General features: G+C 72.6%; 15 protein-coding genes and 2 pseudogenes. 5 read left to right on the plus strand and 12 right to left on the minus strand.

Annotated elements, in window-relative coordinates; all coding sequences use genetic code 11:
* Positions 1 to 18 precede the first annotated feature (18 nt).
* Together AB0J36_RS07440 and AB0J36_RS07445 are read right to left on the minus strand one after the other, a co-directional pair.
* Positions 19 to 1,407: an MFS transporter gene (locus AB0J36_RS07440; protein WP_357393329.1), complete on the minus strand. Its 1,389-nt coding sequence runs from the start codon at positions 1,405 to 1,407 to the stop codon at positions 19 to 21.
* Between the two features lie 41 nt (positions 1,408 to 1,448).
* Positions 1,449 to 1,907, minus strand: coding sequence for a MarR family transcriptional regulator (locus AB0J36_RS07445; protein WP_357393331.1), 459 nt, complete (start codon positions 1,905 to 1,907; stop codon positions 1,449 to 1,451).
* 99 nt (positions 1,908 to 2,006) lie between these two features.
* Between AB0J36_RS07445 and AB0J36_RS07450 the strand changes: the two genes are divergently transcribed.
* The gene (locus tag AB0J36_RS07450; RefSeq protein WP_355051399.1) at positions 2,007 to 2,225 is read left to right on the plus strand and encodes a hypothetical protein; all 219 of its coding nucleotides are present in this window, start codon (positions 2,007 to 2,009) and stop codon (positions 2,223 to 2,225) included.
* A 116-nt stretch (positions 2,226 to 2,341) separates the two neighbouring features.
* On the opposite strand, the gene fabF is transcribed toward AB0J36_RS07450, so the two are convergent.
* The 6 genes and pseudogenes from fabF to AB0J36_RS07480 all read right to left on the minus strand — a co-directional run bounded on the left by fabF (position 2,342) and on the right by AB0J36_RS07480 (position 8,026).
* Positions 2,342 to 3,568 carry a beta-ketoacyl-ACP synthase II gene (gene fabF / locus AB0J36_RS07455; protein WP_357132496.1) on the minus strand — a complete coding sequence of 409 codons (1,227 nt, stop codon included), beginning with the start codon at positions 3,566 to 3,568 and terminating at the stop codon, positions 2,342 to 2,344.
* A 2-nt stretch (positions 3,569 to 3,570) separates the two neighbouring features.
* Positions 3,571 to 3,810 (minus strand): acyl carrier protein, encoded by a 240-nt coding sequence (locus AB0J36_RS07460; RefSeq protein WP_007463517.1) that lies wholly within the window; start codon positions 3,808 to 3,810, stop codon positions 3,571 to 3,573.
* Positions 3,811 to 3,897: 87 nt separating this feature from the next.
* The gene (locus AB0J36_RS07465) at positions 3,898 to 4,842 is read right to left on the minus strand and encodes a beta-ketoacyl-ACP synthase III (RefSeq protein ID WP_357132499.1); all 945 of its coding nucleotides are present in this window, start codon (positions 4,840 to 4,842) and stop codon (positions 3,898 to 3,900) included.
* Positions 4,843 to 4,880: 38 nt separating this feature from the next.
* Positions 4,881 to 5,795 (minus strand): annotated as a pseudogene (locus AB0J36_RS07470) (ACP S-malonyltransferase); the annotation flags it as partial.
* Positions 5,796 to 5,873: 78 nt separating this feature from the next.
* Complete coding sequence (locus AB0J36_RS07475; protein WP_357132742.1) at positions 5,874 to 7,166, minus strand: helix-turn-helix domain-containing protein; 1,293 nt, start codon at positions 7,164 to 7,166, stop codon at positions 5,874 to 5,876.
* A 20-nt stretch (positions 7,167 to 7,186) separates the two neighbouring features.
* On the minus strand, positions 7,187 to 8,026 hold the full coding sequence (locus AB0J36_RS07480) for a septum formation family protein (RefSeq protein WP_363660273.1): 840 nt from the start codon (positions 8,024 to 8,026) through the stop codon (positions 7,187 to 7,189).
* Positions 8,027 to 8,227: 201 nt separating this feature from the next.
* Here AB0J36_RS07480 and AB0J36_RS07485 point away from each other — a divergent pair.
* A pseudogene (locus tag AB0J36_RS07485) lies at positions 8,228 to 8,763 on the plus strand (hypothetical protein).
* A 104-nt stretch (positions 8,764 to 8,867) separates the two neighbouring features.
* Positions 8,868 to 9,191, plus strand: coding sequence for a hypothetical protein (locus AB0J36_RS07490; protein ID WP_357173645.1), 324 nt, complete (start codon positions 8,868 to 8,870; stop codon positions 9,189 to 9,191).
* A 109-nt stretch (positions 9,192 to 9,300) separates the two neighbouring features.
* Here the strand turns inward: AB0J36_RS07490 and AB0J36_RS07495 are convergent, their stop codons facing one another.
* Positions 9,301 to 9,951, minus strand: a complete 651-nt coding sequence (locus AB0J36_RS07495) for a hypothetical protein (protein ID WP_363660274.1) — start codon at positions 9,949 to 9,951, stop codon at positions 9,301 to 9,303.
* A gap of 238 nt (positions 9,952 to 10,189) precedes the next feature.
* Here AB0J36_RS07495 and AB0J36_RS07500 point away from each other — a divergent pair, with 238 nt between their 5' ends.
* Positions 10,190 to 10,819, plus strand: coding sequence for a copper resistance protein CopC (locus AB0J36_RS07500; protein WP_357132511.1), 630 nt, complete (start codon positions 10,190 to 10,192; stop codon positions 10,817 to 10,819).
* 460 nt (positions 10,820 to 11,279) lie between these two features.
* Here AB0J36_RS07500 and gltX read toward each other — a convergent pair whose 3' ends face one another.
* From gltX to AB0J36_RS07515, 3 genes are all read right to left on the minus strand, one after another.
* A complete protein-coding gene (gltX, locus tag AB0J36_RS07505; protein ID WP_357132514.1) occupies positions 11,280 to 12,689 on the minus strand; it encodes a glutamate--tRNA ligase in 1,410 nt (469 codons plus the stop codon).
* A gap of 87 nt (positions 12,690 to 12,776) precedes the next feature.
* Positions 12,777 to 14,051 (minus strand): MFS transporter, encoded by a 1,275-nt coding sequence (locus AB0J36_RS07510; protein WP_357393335.1) that lies wholly within the window; start codon positions 14,049 to 14,051, stop codon positions 12,777 to 12,779.
* Positions 14,048 to 15,397, minus strand: a complete 1,350-nt coding sequence (locus AB0J36_RS07515; protein WP_357393337.1) for a GH1 family beta-glucosidase — start codon at positions 15,395 to 15,397, stop codon at positions 14,048 to 14,050. Before AB0J36_RS07515 ends, AB0J36_RS07510 begins: the two co-directional genes overlap by 4 nt.
* Before the next feature lie 188 nt (positions 15,398 to 15,585).
* On the opposite strand from AB0J36_RS07515, the gene AB0J36_RS07520 reads away from it, so the two are divergent.
* Positions 15,586 to 16,029 carry an SRPBCC family protein gene (locus AB0J36_RS07520; protein ID WP_355051413.1) on the plus strand — a complete coding sequence of 148 codons (444 nt, stop codon included), beginning with the start codon at positions 15,586 to 15,588 and terminating at the stop codon, positions 16,027 to 16,029.
* The last annotated feature ends 284 nt before the right edge of the window (positions 16,030 to 16,313 follow it).

Consider the following 16,313-nt stretch of genomic DNA (forward strand, 5'->3'; position numbering starts at 1 on the left):
TGGGGGAGTGCGTCCGACTCACGTGTTGGTCGTGGCCGAGCGTCGCCGGGCGAGAGCGAGGCTCGTCAGCGTCGCGATCGCCATGGCGCCGATCCCGACCATCGCCGCGGTGCGGTAGGCGCGGTCGTCGGGAAAGAGGTGGCCGGGGCGGGTGCCCGCGGCGAGGACCAGGCCGCCGACAGCGCTGCCCAGGGAGTACCCGACGCTGCGGACGACGTAGTTGAAGCTCATGGCGCTCGACGTCTCGCTCCTGACAGTGGCGGCCAGGATGACACCGGGCATCGCGGCCGAGAAGCCGCCGACGCCGAAGCCGAGCACGCCCATCGCCGCGAACAGTTCGGCCAGGTCCGACCGGGCCGCCGCGAACAGGGCGAACCCGACGCCGACCACGACAGCGCTGCCGGCCAGGAGCAGGGGGTCGGCGACCCGCGTGCGGATCCGCGGCGTGAGCTTGCCGGCGACGAACCCCAGCACCGAGAACGGGATCAGGACCAGCCCGGCGACGAAGGTCGTCAGCCCGAAGCCGTAGCCGACGCCGGGCGGCGTCTGCGCGTACCGGGTGATGAGCGTGAGCAGGAGGTACATGCCGATCCCGGCGACGAACATGGCGAGGTTCGCCCCGGCGACCGCCGGGTGCCGTACCGCCCGCACATCGACCAGGGGCGTCGGGCTGCGCAGCTCGATGACGGCCCAGACGCAGAGCAGCACCACCGCGACGACGGCGAGGCCCGCCGCCACGGCGAGGTGCCTGCTCCACAGATTCCGCTCACCGGCGAGGAACAGCACCAGGAGCAGCGCAGCGCTCAGGACGACCGCGCCTGCCACGTCCACGTGGGCGGACCGGCCTTCGGGAGCTTCGGGCATGGCGCGCCACGCGGTCAGGAGGGCGGCGGCGGTGACGACCAGGCCGAGGCCGTAGGCGGCCCGTACTCCGCCGAGCTCGGCGAGCAGGGCGGCCAGCGGGTAGCCGACGCCCGCGCCGATGATCGAGACCACCGAGATCAGAGCGATCACGGCCGCGCCGCGCTCCTCGGGGAGGTGGTCCCGGGCCACGCCCATCATCAGCGCCGTGAGCCCGAGCCCGACGCCCTGGGCCGCCCGGCCGGTCAGTAGCCACGCGAATGGCAGTGGCAGCACGGTGAGCGCGCTGCCGGCGACGACGACGGCCAACGTGGCGAGGATCGTGGCCCGTCGGTGTGGACCGGCTCCGAGCCGGCCCAGGACCGGCGTGGCGACGGCGCCGCTGAGCAGCGCGACGGTCAGCGTCCACTGCGCGCTGCCGAGCGAGACGTGGAACGACGTCGCCACGCTGGTGATGAGCGGCGTCCCGAGGCTGGCGACCGCCGCCACGACCAGGGCGATGAACATCAGGGCGGGGACCAGCAGCCGCGTCTCGGAACGGGTCACCGGAAACGCCTTCGGCGCGCCCCCGCCGATCGGTTGCCCGGTCACCGCCTCGGCCCTTCGCGGTCCTGTCCTTCGAGCGCTGCCAGATGCTCCAGCGCCGGCAGGGCCGCCGCCAGCGCCTCGACCTCGTCGCCGGTGAGCCGGCCGATCAACCGCTCGAACGCGTGGATCCCCGCCTGGCGGCGCGTCCGGACATAGGAGGCGCCGGCCTCGGTCAGGCACACCAGCGTGACCCGCTTGTCGGACGCGTCGCCCCGCCGCTCGACCAGGCCGGATTCCTCCATCACCCGGACCAGGGTGGTCATCGCGGGCTGGGTGACGCCCTCGACCGCGGCCAGATCGGTGATGCGCCGCGGACCCGTCCGGTCCAGGGTCGCCAGGGTGGCGGCAGAGGTCAGGCTCATGTCCCGGGGTAGGCGTCTCGCGGCCCTGGTGGCCAGGCCGTAGAGGGCCGCCCCGATGGCGGCGGACGTGCCAGGAGGAGTGTCTGGACGACGCACGCCAAAAGCATAGCGCTTTTATATTCACAGTCTATGCAAGAGGCCGCGGGCCCGGGAATCCGGTCGCGCCGGCACGGCCACCCTGGCAGCGTGTCGCCCATGGGTCAGGCGCAGGGCTTCCGGTACGACCAGCGGGCCGACGGCACGGTGGTGATCACCCACCACGGCCGGGTGGCGGGCACGCTGCGGGGCGCCCGCGCGGCGGAGTTCCTCGCCGAGGTCGACGACGACCCGCAACTGGTGATGGCCCGCTGGACCGGCAACTACCGCCACGGCAACGAGCGCACCGCCCGGCAACACCCCCGCAACCGACGCTGAACACGCGAAAGGGCCCCCTCGCGAGAGGGGACCCTTTCGGTGATCCGCAGATCGGCCAGCTCACGGCCGCTGTCTCACGGCCGCTGTCTCACGGCCGCTGTCTCACGGCCGCTGTCTCACGGCCGCGCGAAGACCAGCGCCACGTTGTGACCGCCGAAGCCGAACGCGTTGTTCAGCGCGGCGGGGATGTCCATGTGGCGTGCCTTGTGCGCGGCGACCTCCAGGCTGAGCCCGGGCTCCGGGTCGTCCAGGTTGATCGTCGGAGGCACGACGCTGTCGCGGATCGCCAGGATCGTGGCGATCGACTCCAACGCTCCGGCCGCGCCCAGCAGGTGACCGGTCATCGACTTCGTCGCGGCCAGCACCGGGTGGTCGCCGAGCGCCTTGTGCAGCGCGCCGATCTCCAGCATGTCGCCGACCGGGGTCGACGTCGCGTGCGCGTTGACGTGCACGATGTCCTGCTTGGCGATGTCCGCGTCCGCGATCGCCTTGGCGATGGCCCGGATGGCGCCCTCACCCTCGGCGTGCGGTTGCACGATGTCGTACGCGTCGGAGGTGATGCCGGCGCCCGCCAGGCGCGCGTACACCCGGGCGCCCCGGGCCGCGGCGTGGTCGGCCCGCTCCAGCACCACGATGCCGGCACCCTCACCGAGGACGAAGCCGTCGCGGCCGGTGTCCCACGGGCGGGAGGCACGTTCCGGGTCGTCGTTGCGGGTCGACATGGCCCGCATCGAGCTGAAGCCGGCGATCGGCAGCGGGTGGATCACGGCCTCGGTGCCGCCGGCCACCACCACGTCGGCCCGGCCGGCGCGGATGATGTCCAGGCCGAGCGCGATCGCCTCCGCGCCGGTCGCGCAGGCGCTGGCCACCGTGTGCACGCCGGCCTTGGCGCCCAACTCCAACCCGACCCAGGCGGCCGGCCCGTTGGGCATCAACATCGGGATCGTGTGCGGGGACACCCGCCGCGGCCCGGACGCCTCCAGGATGTCGTCCTGGGCGAGCAGGGTGGTGGCGCCACCGATGCCGGAGCCGACGCTGACGGCGAGCCGCTCGGCGTCCAGGCCGGCGTCCGCCAGACCGGCGTCCGCCCAGGCCTGCTGCGCCGCGATGAGCGCGATCGCCTCGGACCGGTCCAGGCGGCGCAGCTTCACCCGGTCCAGCACCTCGGACGGCTCCACGGCCAACTGGGCGGCGATCCGCACCGGCAGTTGCGCGGCCCACTCCTGGGTGAGGGCACTCACCCCGGAGCGGCCGGCGAGCATGGCGTCCCAGGTCGACGCGACGTCCCCGCCAAGCGGGGTCGTCGCGCCGAGCCCGGTGACGACGACGTCAGGACGACTCATGATCAGGACTGCGCCTCGATGAAGCTGACGGCGTCCCCGACGGTCTTGAGGTTCTGCACCTCGTTGTCCGGGATCTTGACGCCGAACTTCTCCTCGGCGGCCACCACGACCTCCACCATGGAGAGCGAGTCGACATCGAGGTCGTCGGTGAAGGACTTCCCCTCGGCCACGTCGTCCGGGTTCACCCCGGCAACCTCTTCGAGGATCTCGGCGAGGCCGGTGGTGATCTCGTCACGGGTCATTGCGGTTGGTTCCTCTCATAGGGGGTTCTCTGGCGGCCGGCGTCGCCGGGCGCCGCTCCTGGAGCGCGTACGCGCCTCAAGGGGGCTTCAGGGGCAGCGGACGACCTGACCGGCGTAGGTCAGGCCACCGCCGAAGCCGAACAGCAGGACCGGGGCGCCCGAGGGCACCTCCCGCCGCTCGACGAGCTTCGACAGGGCCAGCGGGACGCTCGCCGCCGAGGTGTTGCCGGACTCGACGATGTCCTTCGCGATGATCGCGTTGGGGATGTTGAGCCGCTTGGCGATGCCGTCGATGATCCGGGCGTTGGCCTGGTGCGGCACGAACGCGGCCAGCTCCGACGGGTCGACCCCGGCCCGCTCGCACGCCTGCAGGGCCAGCGGCGCGAGCGCGGTGGTGGCCCAGCGGAACACCGACTGGCCCTCCTGCTGGATGTACGGGCGCCAGCCCTCGATGCGTACCGCGTCGCTCTTCTCCGGCGCCGAGCCCCACACCACCGGGCCGATGCCGGCGGGCTCGTCGTCGGCGGTGGCGGTGACCACCGCGGCGCCGGCGCCGTCGCCGAAGATGATGCAGGTGGAGCGGTCGGTCCAGTCGGTGAAGTCGGACAGCTTCTCCGCGCCGATCACGATCGCGTTGCGCGACGCGCCGGCCCGGATGGCGTGGTCGACGGTGCCCAGCGCGTACGCGAAGCCCGAGCAGGCGGTGTTGACGTCGAACGCGCCCGGTGCGGCGATGCCCAGCTTGGCGGCGACCCGGCAGGCCACGTTGGGGCTCCGGTCGATCGAGGAGCAGGTGGCGACCACGACCAGGTCGATGTCGGCGGCGCTGAGCCCGGAGTTGGCCAGCGCCTTACCGGCGGCTGCGGCGGCCATGTCGGCCACCGTCTCGCTGTCGGCGATCCGCCGGGTGGCGATGCCCACCCGGTCGCGGATCCACTCGTCGTTGGTGTCCACCAGTTGGGCGATGTCGTCGTTGGTCACCACCCGGGAGGGCTGGTAGTGCCCCATCGAGACGATGCGACTGCCAGTCATGAGTGTCCTCCGATGGGGGCGAGCGGTTGGCCCGGCGTGGCGTGGCGGGCGATCAGGTCCCGTGCGGCCGGCAGGTCGTCCGGGGTGTTCAGGGTGACGATCTCCGGGGCGCCCTCGCCCCGGAGTTCCCGCTTGACCAGACCGGCGAGGGTGCCGGCCGGGGGCAGCTCGATCACGCCGGTCACGCCGTGCTCGGCAAGGGCGCGCATGCACAGGTCCCAGCGCACCGGCGCGGTGACCTGGCGGACCAGGCGTCGCACCAGCTCGTGCCCGTCGGTGACGGCGGTGCCGTCAAGGTTCGACAGCAGGATCCGCGCCGGGTCGACGGGGGCGATCCCGGCGGCGACGGCGGCCAGCGCGGCCTCGGCCGGGGCCATGTACGGGGTGTGGAAGGCCCCGGCCACCTGGAGGCGGATGACCCGGGTCTTCGCCGGCGGCGCGGCGGCGAACTTGTCCAGGCCGTCCAGCGAGCCGGCGGCGACGATCTGGCCGGCGCCGTTGCGGTTGGCGGGGTGCAGCCCGGCGGCGCTGATCGCGGCCAGCACCTCGTCCGGGTCGCCGCCGAGCACGGCCGCCATCCCGGTCGGCTCCAGCGCGCAGGCGGCGGCCATCTCGCGGCCACGGATGCCGGCGAGGGTGATCGCGGCCTCGGCCGACAGCACCCCGGCCACCGCCGCGGCCCCCAGCTCGCCGACGCTGTGCCCGGCGGTGAGCGCCACGCCGTCCAGCGGCAGGTGCTCGGCGGCGAGCAGCGCCGCCGCGACGAGCAGCGGCTGGGTACGGGCGGTGTCCTTGATCTCGTCCGCGTCGGCGGCGGTGCCCAGGTGCACCAGGTCCACGCCGGCCAGCGCGGACCACCAGCGCAGACGCGCCTCGGTGCCGGTCAGGTCGAGCCAGGGAGTCAGAAAGCCGGGTTTCTGGGAACCCTGGCCGGGACTAAGTACGGCGAGCACGCCTATGACTCTCCCGGATACGCGTGGGTAGCGCTGTGCCGGGGCCGACCAAACCGCACTAGAACCTTTGGAGGTTTCTTACAAAGATCGGCGGGGATCATCGCTGGTTTGGGCGGATTTCCGGGCGGCCGGGGTCAATGTCTGGGTCGGGACCGCCGAGGCCACCGGGACCACCGGGTCCAGCCGACCGACAGTCAACGCCACCTGGAGGGCGAACGCGTCCCGGGGCGACAGCGGCGAGAAACCGGTCACCTCCGCGATCCGGCGCAACCGGTACCGCACCGTGTTCGGGTGGACGAACAGCGCCCGCGCCGCGCTCTCCAGCGTGCCACCGGCGGCCAGGAACGCGTCCAGGGTCTCCAGCAGCTCGCCACCGGCGCGGACCAGCGTCGCGTACACGTCGTGCCGCAGCCGCCGGCGGGCCTCCGCGTCGCCGGCGAGGGCCCGCTCCGGCAACAGGTCGGCAGCGGCCACCGGCCGGGGGGCGGCCGGCCACGCCGGCGCCGCCCGGAAGCCGGACAGCGCCGACCGCGCCGACTCCGTCGCCTCGTCCAGACTGGGTACGGCCGGACCGACCACCACCGGGCCGTCACCGAACGCGTCCAGCAGCTTGCCGGTGGCGCTCAGCGGGTCCGCCGCGCCACCCAGCACGATCACCAACCGATCGCCGTGCACCCCGCCGATCACCTCGACACCGATCCGCCGCGCCAGCCGGTACACCACGTGCAGCACGGCGGAGACCTCCCCGCCCGGGGAGTGGCCGACCGCCACCGCGACCGGTGGCGCGTCCGCCCAGCCCAACGCGGCGGCCCGGCTCGCCAGGACGTCCGGCGAGTCACCCCGCAGCAGCGCGTCGACCAGCAGCGCCTGCAACCGGGCGTCCCACGCGCCGCGCGACTCGGCGGCCCGCGCGTACACCCGGGCGGCGGCGAACGCGATCTCCCGGGAGAAGCGCAGCACCGCCTCGCGTAGCAACTGCTCCTCGCCCTCGGCGGCGAGCTGCGACACCTGTTCCTCGACGACGTCGATGGTCACCTTGATCAGCGCCACGGTCTGCTGGAGGGTGATCGACCGGGCCAGCGCCTGGGGCGCCGCGTCGAACACGTCGTCGGAGACCTCCTGCGTGCTGTCCGCCGTGCCGCCGCCCTCGCGCAGCCACTGCACCAGCGAGCGGGCGCCGGCCTGGGCCACCAGCATCACCCAGGAGCGCTGGTCGGCCGGCAGAGCCCGGAACCACGGCAGCGTCTCGTCCATCCGGGCCACGCTGGCAGTGGCCAACGCTCCCGCCGAACGCTCGATCCGGCGCAGCGTGGCCGCCAGCTCCCCACCCTCGGCCGTGCTCACCCCTCTAGCCTGACACGTCGTGAGCAGGCCACGAACGCCGGCACCGATCAGCGGGGCGGCAGGCCGGTATTCCTGAGGGACCCGTCGAGCTGCCGGTTCGGGCTGTGCAGGAAGCAGATGGCGCTGAGTCGGCCAGCGAGCCATTCCGGCTCACTTTCCAGGACGTACGCCAACACCTCCAGCCGGCCCTCCAGGGCGGCCTCTGGCGCACCGACGTACCGGGCGACCGTCGATCGGCATCCCGCCTGCATGACCTCCTCGGTGAGCTCCTCCACCTCCGGGCCGGCCGGCCAGATGCCGGCGAACTCGGTGCCGTGCGGCCCGGTGCAGGAGGCCGGTGGCAGGTCGACCAGGTCGTCGGCGTTCTCCTCGGGCGCGGTGAAGCACGTCAGCCGCAGCGGTGAGTCACCCGTCAGGCCGGCCCGCAGGCTGTTCGCCCGGGGGTTCGGCACCCACCGGTCCAGCGCGAGCATCTCCACCAGGTCACAGCGGTACCACCGTTCGCCCGCCTGCCAACGCGCCGTCGACGGGGTCAGCGTCCGCATCGCCAGTCGTGACTCGCGCCACTCCCCGCCCAGGAAGCGGGCCGCCGCACTGTCGCAGGCATCGTGGAGACGCCACATCGCGTCGGTGTCCGCCGCCGGAGGCGCCGACGCGACACCGTCCGTGCCGCGGATGACGCCGACCAGGAACGTCTCCGCCTCGTGCTTGGAGGAGCAGGGGATCGGCGCGTACGTCTCGGGGCTGCGATCGTCGGAGGCGGTGGCATGGCACACTCCCGACGCGGGGGCGAAGGTCGAGCCCTTCGCCTCGGTGGGACCGCTGTCACAGCCGCTCACCCCCACGATCAGCGCCACCAGGACCGTCGTTTCCCACAGGCGTCGCATGTCGTCTCCGTCGGGCAGTGATCATCGGTACCGCTGGCGGGCAGCGTACGACAGGGCAGTCCGGCGGGGTGTCCCCTGTGGAGCTGCCGACTCAGGGTCGCGGCGGCGCGGACAGGCCCAGCCCCTGGGGCCAGGATCGCGGCCCGCACCCGGCTCGTAGGCTGCCGTCCGGCGATGCTGGTGGCGACGAGGGGAGCGGCCATGCTGGTCGCGGTGATCATCGGTGGTGAGATCGCGTTCCGGGTGCTGATCGCCGCCGGCTTGGTGGCCCGCTATCCGCTGCGCCGGCCACGGCTCGGCGGGGCGCTGCCGGTCCGCGTACCGCTTGTCGATCTGGCACTGCTCGCCGCGTCGGTGCTCGACCTGCGCGCGGCGCGACCGCGGACCTCGGTCACGGCCCCGCCGCCCACCTCGGCTTCTCGGTGGCCTTCGGGAACTCGATCGTCCGGTGGCCGGACCAGCGCTTCGCCCGCCGGTTCGCCGGTGGCCGGCCGCCCGTGCGGCCTCCTCGCGCCGGCTGGGCCCACGCCCGCCACGGGTGGCGGGAGTGGGCCAGGGCACTCCTCGGCTGGGCCGTCGCGTGCGGCCAGCTCGGTGCGGCGATCCTCTGGGTGAACGACGCGGAAAGAACCCGTGAACTGGGCAACTGGATCCGCAGCCTGACCACCGTGATCCTCATCTGGCTGGGCGCCTTCCCGGTCTGGGCGCCCCTGTTCCCCGGTCGCCCGAAGCGCTGACCCCGGGGTACGCCGTGCACAGGCCGTCGGTCCCGGCCAGTACGGTGACAGGGCACGTACGGGGGGAGCACCTGCGCGTGAGTGCGAGCGTGAGGAGACCGGGGATGGCGCACGGGGAGGCCGAGCACGGCTGCGCCCAGGGCGAGCCCTGCCGCCTGGGGCACCACGACCCGCAGGTGGCAGGCAAGCCTCGCCGGCCCGTCGGCCCGGCGGCGGCGCACCCGAGCGAGGCGTCCACCGGGCGGCCGGATGAGGAGATCCCGCGCCAGCGGGCCGCCGAGCCGGTGGCCCTGGGCGAGCCGGAGCCGGGTGACCCCGCTGGTTGCCTCAGTGAACTTCCTGGATGGGCGGGTGCCCACCGGCACGGCCCGGTCCGGCCACGTCAGCGGGGCACTCGACGGGAGCGCCCGCCGCGCCGCTGGTGCTGACCGCGTGGGGGCCGAGCGCTGTGGCCCGCTGAACCCGTGCCTTCCGGCGTACCCGTGCCTTCCGGCGTACCCGTGCCTTCTGGCGTACTCGTGCCTTCTGGCGTACTCGTCAGCGGGTCCGGCGGCGGATCAGCAGGGCGATCCCGGCGAGGCCGACCGTGATGGTCAGCATCACCCCGACGTTGAGCAGCAGCAGCCGCTGCAACTCACCGAGTGCTTCGTCGATGTCCCGCACCGGATCCATCGTGTCCTCCGGCAGCACCCGCTCGCCGCCGCCCACGCCGCCGCTGACCGTGTCGAACTGTCGCTCCAGCGGCACCCCGGCGGTACGCAGCGTCTCGGACATGCTGAGCCGTCCCAGGAACCAGCCAGCGCTGGTCCGGCGACCGTCCGGCTGTTTGGCCGGGCGGTAGACGCGCGGGCCGCCGGCCGCCTTGGGGTAGAGGTCGAAGATCTGCTTCGGGGTTTCCCCGGCGAGCACCACGACCGTGTACTTCGGACCGAGGTCAGCCGCCTTGGGGCCGGTCGGCATTCCGGTACGACCGAAAAAGTTGATCTGGTCGATGATCGCGAGGACGTGCGCGGGCTGGGTCTCGGACCGTAGCCGCAGCGGCTCGGTGAGCCCTTCGCCGGTGACGTCCACACCGGCGGGCGCAGGCTTGGGCGCCGCGCTCGCCGGGCCGGCCATGCCAAGCACCAGCACCGCCGCAGCCAGCGTGCCCGCCAGCACGGCGAGCCGGCGCCTCATCTGTCGGACCATCCCGCCTCCTCGCCCCGTTCGATGGATGGCTTCGCCGTGACGTCCGGGTCGGTCGGCCGGTGACGGCACCGACCGGGTCGGTCCCACTCTCACAGACTCCGCAGAACGTCGATGGATTGCAGCTTGTGGAACAGTATTTGGAACTATCTGCGATCTCTGCTCGACTAACGAGGAGCTGTTTGATCAGCGGGCGGATCGTACCCTTACGGAGGGGTTCATGGGGGGCAGGGTTACACGGATGGCACGGCTCGTGCCAGTGGTACTCGGCGTGGCGTTCGGTGTGTCGTTACTGGCCCCGGCGACGCCGGCCGCCGCGCACAACTCGCTGACCGGCAGCGATCCGCCCGACGGCGCCCGGGTGGCCACCGCGCCCACCCGGATCGAGCTACGTTTCCTGGCCAAGCCGCCGCCGGCTACGACGAAGATCACAATAACCGGACCGGACAATGTGGTCGCCGGCGGGCGGCCCACGTTCGACGGCACCCGGGTACGCGTGCCGTTCACGCCCGGCGCGGCGGGGCTCTACGCCGTCGCCTACCAGCTGCCGTCGAACGACGGCCACCCGATCAAGGGCGAGGTGCGGTTCACCCTCACCACCGGCACGGCTGCGGACCCGTCCGCCAGCCCCTCTTCAGCCCTCGGCCCGTCCGGCAGTCCGTCAGTGGCCAGCACCGGCCCGTCAGCGCCCGGCTCGCCCACGGCATCCCCCGCCGGACCCGTGTCGCCGTCGGCCGACACCGTTTCCGCCGTACCGGCCGCCGAGGAACGATCCGACTCGGGGAGCCGCTGGTGGCCCTGGGCACTCGGCGGCGCGCTACTGCTAGCCGCCCTGACGGCCGCCCTGCTGCTCCGCCGCCGAACCCGCTAACCGCCCCGCGTCCCCGCGTCCCCGCGTCCGCCGATCTTGCACTTCCTGTGGCGACGTAACGGGCATCCAACCCCATACCAACAACCGAAACTGCAAGATCGGCGCGGCGGGGTGCGAAGGCAGGGCGTGGCTCGGCGACAGCCGCTGCGTCTCGGCGCCGATCTTGCGCTTTCTGTGGCGACATAGCGTGCAACCCACTCATATCGACAACCGAAACTGCAAGATCGGCGCGGCGGAGAGCGCAGACGCGACACCGCCCAAAGCGAGCCGGACCCTCGCCGCCCCCGTCCCGCCGCCCCGTCCCCGCCGCCCGCCCAGTCTGGGTCGATCATGGACTTGTGGTGGAGGACAAAGTCGTTATAAGGGTGCCCAACCCGGCACCACAACTCCATGATCGACGGGGCGGGGCGGGGCGGGGCGGGGCCGCGAAGCGGCGGAGGCGGCGGCGGGGCGCAGGGGGTTAGGGGAGGCGGAGGCGGGCTGCGCGCATTCTGGTCAGGGTGCGTTCGCGGCCTAGTACCTCGAGGGACTCGAACAGCGGCAGGCCCACGGTGCGGCCGGTGACCGCGACGCGTACGGGCGCCTGCGTCTTGCCGAGCTTGAGGCCGCGCTCGGCGCCGACGGCCTCCAGTGTCGACTTCAGCGCCTCGGCGTCCCAGGACTCCAGCGCCTCGAAGGCCGCGACCGCGTCGTCCAGCAGTTCGGCGGAGCCGTCCTTCATCGTCTTCGTCCAGGCGGCCTCGTCGATCGTGGGCGAGGCCAGGAAGAGGAAGTCGACGTTCGGCACGATCTCGCTGAGCACCGCGATCCGGGTCTGGGCCAGCGACGCCACGGCGGCGAACGCGTCGGCGTCAAACTCCTCGGGCTGCCATGGCGGCGGCGCGATGGTCCCGGTGCCGGTCAGCCACGGCTGGCAGGCGTCGACGAACTCGGCCACCGGCAGCGCGCGGATGTACTCGCCGTTGAACGCGCGCAGCTTCTTCTCGTCGAAGAACGCGGGGGAGGGGTTGACCTCCTCCAGGCGGAACTCGTCCTCGATGACCGACCAGGGCACGATCTCCCGGTCGCCCGAGGGCGCCCAGCCGAGCAGCATGAGGTAGTTGCGCATCGCGCCGGCGAGGTAGCCCTCGTCGCGGTACGCCTCCAGGGCGACCTTGTCGCGGCGCTTGGAGAGCTTCTGCCGCTTTTCGTTGACGACCACCGGCACGTGCGCCCAGACCGGCGGCTTGACCCCGAGGGCGTCCCACAGGAGCTGCTGCTTGGGCGTGTTGGGCAGGTGCTCCTCGGCACGGATCACGTGGGTGATGCCCATGGTCATGTCGTCCACGACGTTGGCCAGCAGGAACACCGGCGATCCGTCGCCCCGGGCGATGACGAAGTCCTCGATGAGCTTGTTTTCGAAGGTGGGCTCGCCCCGGATCAGGTCGACGACCACGGTCGTGCCCTCGTCGGGCGTACGGAAGCGCAGCGCGTGGCCCGGCCCCGGCCCGAGGCCACGGTCGCGGTGGTAGCCGTCGTAGCCCTGGTACTGCGAGCCGGTGCGGGCCTGTACGTCCTCGCGGGTGCAGTCGCAGTAGTAGGCGCGGCCCGACTCGTAGAGCCGGGTGGCGGCGGCCCGGTGCTCGCCAGCGTTCTCGGACTGGAAGTACGGCCCCTCGTAGCTGCCCCGGGAGATGCCGATCCAGTCCAGCGCGGAGAGGATGCCCTCGGTCCATTCGGGCTTGTTGCGCGCCGCGTCCGTGTCCTCGATGCGGAGCACGAACACCCCGCCCTGCTGCTTGGCGTAGATCCAGTTCTGCAGCGCCGAGCGGGCGCCGCCGACGTGGAACATACCGGTCGGGGAGGGGGCGAAGCGCACACGTACCGTCACGTCCTCCAGCCTACGGCGGCCGTCGACCCGGTAAGGAAGGGCCCCTTCTTATCGCCTCGTGTTGTACAAGGTGCCCTTCCTTACACCTCAGGCGACTGAGCGGATCTTGACCACCAGGGCGCTGCCCACCACGGTGACCACGGCGGTGACCGCGTAGAGCGTCGGATAGCCGCCCAGGTGGACCACGAGCGGGGCGGAGAGCGCCGGACCGAGCACCTGCGGCGCCGAGTTGGCGATGTTGATCACGCCAAGGTCCTTGGCCCGATCGGTGGCGCGTGGCAGCACCTGCGTGATCAACGCGGCATCCACCGAGAGGTAGACGCCGTAACCCGCGCCCAGCAGCAGCGCGGCGACGATCGCCATCGGCCAGGTGGGTGCGACCGCGAGCAACAGCGCGGCCACGGCCATGATCAGCCCGGAGACGATCACGTAGATCTTGCGCCGCCCGGAGCGGTCGGACAGCCGGCCGGAGACCACGGCGGTCAGCATCATGCCCAACGTGTAGAGCAGGATCAGCACCAGCAGGCCGCCCTCGGGGTCGGGATAGTGAACCCCGTCGGTGAGGAAGTACAGCAGGTAGAGGGTGCCCAGCGCGTTGCCGAGCTGGACCAGGAACCGGGTGATCCACGCCCAGGCGAAGTCCGGGTGCCGGCGCGGGCTGATCCACATCGAGGCGAACAGCGTACGGACGCGCAGTGCCGGGCGGTTCGCGCGGGGCAGTGGGTCGTCGGGGGTGAGCAGCGCGAACGGCAGCGACAGCAGCAGGATGGCCACCGCGATCGCCAGGTAGCCGGCGGCGTTCCCGGTGACCACGGCGGTGACCAGCACCGCCCCGAGGACCAGCCCGAGCGCCTGCGGGATGCCCACCCAGCCCGAGACGCTGCCGCGCTGCGTCACCGGCACCCGGTCCGGGATGGCGGCGGTGAGGCTGGCCAGCATCGCGTTGAAGCAGACCTGCGCGGCGACCCAGCCGACGGCGACCCCGAGAATGGTCCGCTGCTGGGCCAGCAGCACCAGCGCCGCCGCGCCGAGCACCGCCCCGCCGGCGGTCCAGACGTGCCGCCGACCGAACTCCCGACCGCCGACCCGCAGGCAGGTCCGGTCGGACAACGCGCCGGCCAGGGGGTTGGCCAGCACCGCCGCCAACGCGCCCAGGCCGGTGACCACGGCCAGCATGGTCTCCTTGTCGCCGGGCGCGATCCGCTCGATCTGCTGCGGCAGCAGCACCTGGATCGGGGTGAAGAACGCCATCCACACGCCCAGGTTGGCGGCGAAGACCAGGCCGATCCAGCCGCGCCGGACCGGCACGGTCGGCTCGGCGAGCGCCGCCGGCAGCGCCGCCGCCGGGTCGACGGTGGTCACCGCGCCGCCCCCGGCGCGCTGCCCGCGATCAGGTCCCGCAGCCAGGTGTACGACGACTTCGGCGTACGCCTCTGCGTGGCGTAGTCGACGTGCACCAGACCGAAGCGCTTGGTGAATCCCTCGGCCCACTCCCAGTTGTCCAGCAGCGACCAGACGAAGTACCCGCGGACGTCCACCCCGTCGTCGATGGCGGCCCGGACCGCCCGCAGGTGCCCGTCGAGGTACGCGATCCGTTCCGGGTCGGCCACCTGCCCGTGCGCGTCCGGCTCGTCGTCGTACGCGCAGCCGCCCTCGGTGATCTCGATGGGTGGCAGCGCCTCGCCGTACGTGTTCCGTAGCCAGCGGAGCAGCTCGTGCAGCCCGTCCGGGGCGACCGGCCAGTCGAAGGCGGTACGCGGGTAACCGTCCAGCGGCACCAGGTCGAACGGCAGCGGCGAGCCCTCCTCGGCTGCCCGTACTCCGGTGGGGTTGTAGTAGTTGACCCCGAGCACGTCGATGGGCGCGGCGATGGTGTCCAGGTCGCCGGCGCGGACGACGGTCGGGTCGAGGCCGGGCAGGTCGGGGTACCCGCGTCCGAGCAGCGGGTCGGTGAAGAGCCGGTTGTGCAACGTCTCGTACGCGGCCCCGGCGGCCCGGTCGGCGTCGCTGTCGCCGAGCACCCGCACCGGCGAGTAGTTGTTGGCGATCGCGACGGGGCTGTCGGTGTGCGCCCGCAGCGCCTGTACCGCGAGCCCGTGGCCGAGCAGTTGGTGATGGGCGACCGGGAAGGCGCCGAAGAGGAGCATCTGGCCGGGGGCGTGCACGCCCATGCCGTAGCCGAGGCTCATCTGGATGAACGGCTCGTTGAGGGTGATCCAGAGCCGGACGCGGTCGCCGAGGCGGGCTGCGGTCCGCTCGGCGTACTCGGCGAAGTGGGCGGCGGTGTCCCGGTGCAGCCAGCCGCCGGCGTCCTCGAGGGGTTGCGGCAGGTCCCAGTGGTACAGGGTGGCCACCGGGTCGATGCCGGCGGCGAGCAGGTCGTCGACCAGCCGGTCGTAGAAGTCCAGGCCGGCGGCGTTGGTCGCGCCGCTGCCGTCCGGCTGCACGCGGGGCCAGGCGATCGAGAACCGGTACGCCCCGACGCCCAGCCCGGCCATCAGCGCGACGTCCTCGGCGTACCGGTGGTAGTGGTCGCAGGCGACCGCGCCGCTGCTGCCGTCGCTGATCCGGCCCGGCTCGCGCGCGTAGGTGTCCCAGATGGACGTTCCGCGTCCGTCGGCCGTGGTGGCGCCCTCGATCTGGTGGGCCGAGGTGGAGACGCCCCAGCGGAAGCCGTCGGGGAACTCGGGCATCGGTGCGGTCGACATGCGCTCTCCCGGTGAACGTGAAACGTGTTCGGGACTCTAGGACGCTGTCGATGAATGCGCCATAGGCCGGGCTGGCGCAATCCGCAATGGTTGATCGGCGTGTCTTTTTCCGAACCCGTCCAGGTAAGTCCGATTTGACGCATAGAGTGCCGATATCGTGGGATGTCCTCACTGGAGGCAAGACGGAAATGATCCTCGTGGAACGTAGTGCGCACGTGGCGGCGCCGATGGAAGTGGTCTGGGACGTCGTCCAGCGGGCCGAGCAGTTGCCGGCCTGGCTGGCGGGGGTTCGCGCGGCCGAAGTGCTCTCGGGGGAGGGCTTCGGGCGGCGACAACTGGTCCAGGCGGGGCGCTCGGCGCATGAGGCCGAGGTGATCGCCTATCAGGAGCCGACACTGATCGGCTGGCGGGAGCGGGCCAAGGGGGCCGGTGCCCGTGCGGAGGCGCGCACCGAAATCTACGTCCAGCTCACCGAGGACGAGGAGGAGGGCGGGACGGTCGTGCGGCTCATCGTGGTCCGCTGGCCGGCGGGCCCCGTCAAGGCGGCTCTGCTGCGCCTGGGCCTGCGCCGGGTCGGCGCCGACCTGGAGGACTCGTTGGCCCGGCTCACCGACCTGGCCGCCGTCGGCTGACCAGCCGCGTCCTCCCGGCGTCACCCGCCCCGGCGGTGGCCCGGCGTCCCCACCAGGAACGTCGGCCCACCGCCGCCCCATCCCTGCCGCCCCCGCTCCGCCCCGCCCCGCCCCGTCGATCATGAACTCGTGGTGCCCGGAACGAGGCGACTTCACCGCTTCGTCCCCCACCACAACTCCATGATCGACGGGGCGGGGTTTGGGGCCTTCCCCAATGGTCCGCTGCTGAGCGCCGGCGCCTTGGTCCTCAGCGGGGCGCAGGTCACCCGCGAATCGGTCCACCA

Source organism: Micromonospora sp. NPDC049662 (assembly GCF_040675055.1).
Taxonomy (GTDB): domain Bacteria; phylum Actinomycetota; class Actinomycetes; order Mycobacteriales; family Micromonosporaceae; genus Micromonospora.

What these genes read in the sequence shown, in the direction of transcription:
- AB0J36_RS07495 (WP_363660274.1), bottom strand. Translation starts at nt 9,951, where the DNA reads ATGGTCCGACAGATGAGGCGCCGGCTCGCCGTGCTGGCGGGCACGCTG.
- AB0J36_RS07515 (WP_357393337.1), bottom strand. Translation starts at nt 15,397, where the DNA reads ATGTCGACCGCACCGATGCCCGAGTTCCCCGACGGCTTCCGCTGGGGC.
- AB0J36_RS07490 (WP_357173645.1), top strand. Translation starts at nt 8,868, where the DNA reads ATGGCGCACGGGGAGGCCGAGCACGGCTGCGCCCAGGGCGAGCCCTGC.
- AB0J36_RS07450 (WP_355051399.1), top strand. Translation starts at nt 2,007, where the DNA reads ATGGGTCAGGCGCAGGGCTTCCGGTACGACCAGCGGGCCGACGGCACG.
- AB0J36_RS07520 (WP_355051413.1), top strand. Translation starts at nt 15,586, where the DNA reads ATGATCCTCGTGGAACGTAGTGCGCACGTGGCGGCGCCGATGGAAGTG.
- AB0J36_RS07465 (WP_357132499.1), bottom strand. Translation starts at nt 4,842, where the DNA reads ATGACTGGCAGTCGCATCGTCTCGATGGGGCACTACCAGCCCTCCCGG.
- AB0J36_RS07460 (WP_007463517.1), bottom strand. Translation starts at nt 3,810, where the DNA reads ATGACCCGTGACGAGATCACCACCGGCCTCGCCGAGATCCTCGAAGAG.
- AB0J36_RS07480 (WP_363660273.1), bottom strand. Translation starts at nt 8,026, where the DNA reads ATGCGACGCCTGTGGGAAACGACGGTCCTGGTGGCGCTGATCGTGGGG.
- AB0J36_RS07500 (WP_357132511.1), top strand. Translation starts at nt 10,190, where the DNA reads ATGGCACGGCTCGTGCCAGTGGTACTCGGCGTGGCGTTCGGTGTGTCG.
- fabF (WP_357132496.1), bottom strand. Translation starts at nt 3,568, where the DNA reads ATGAGTCGTCCTGACGTCGTCGTCACCGGGCTCGGCGCGACGACCCCG.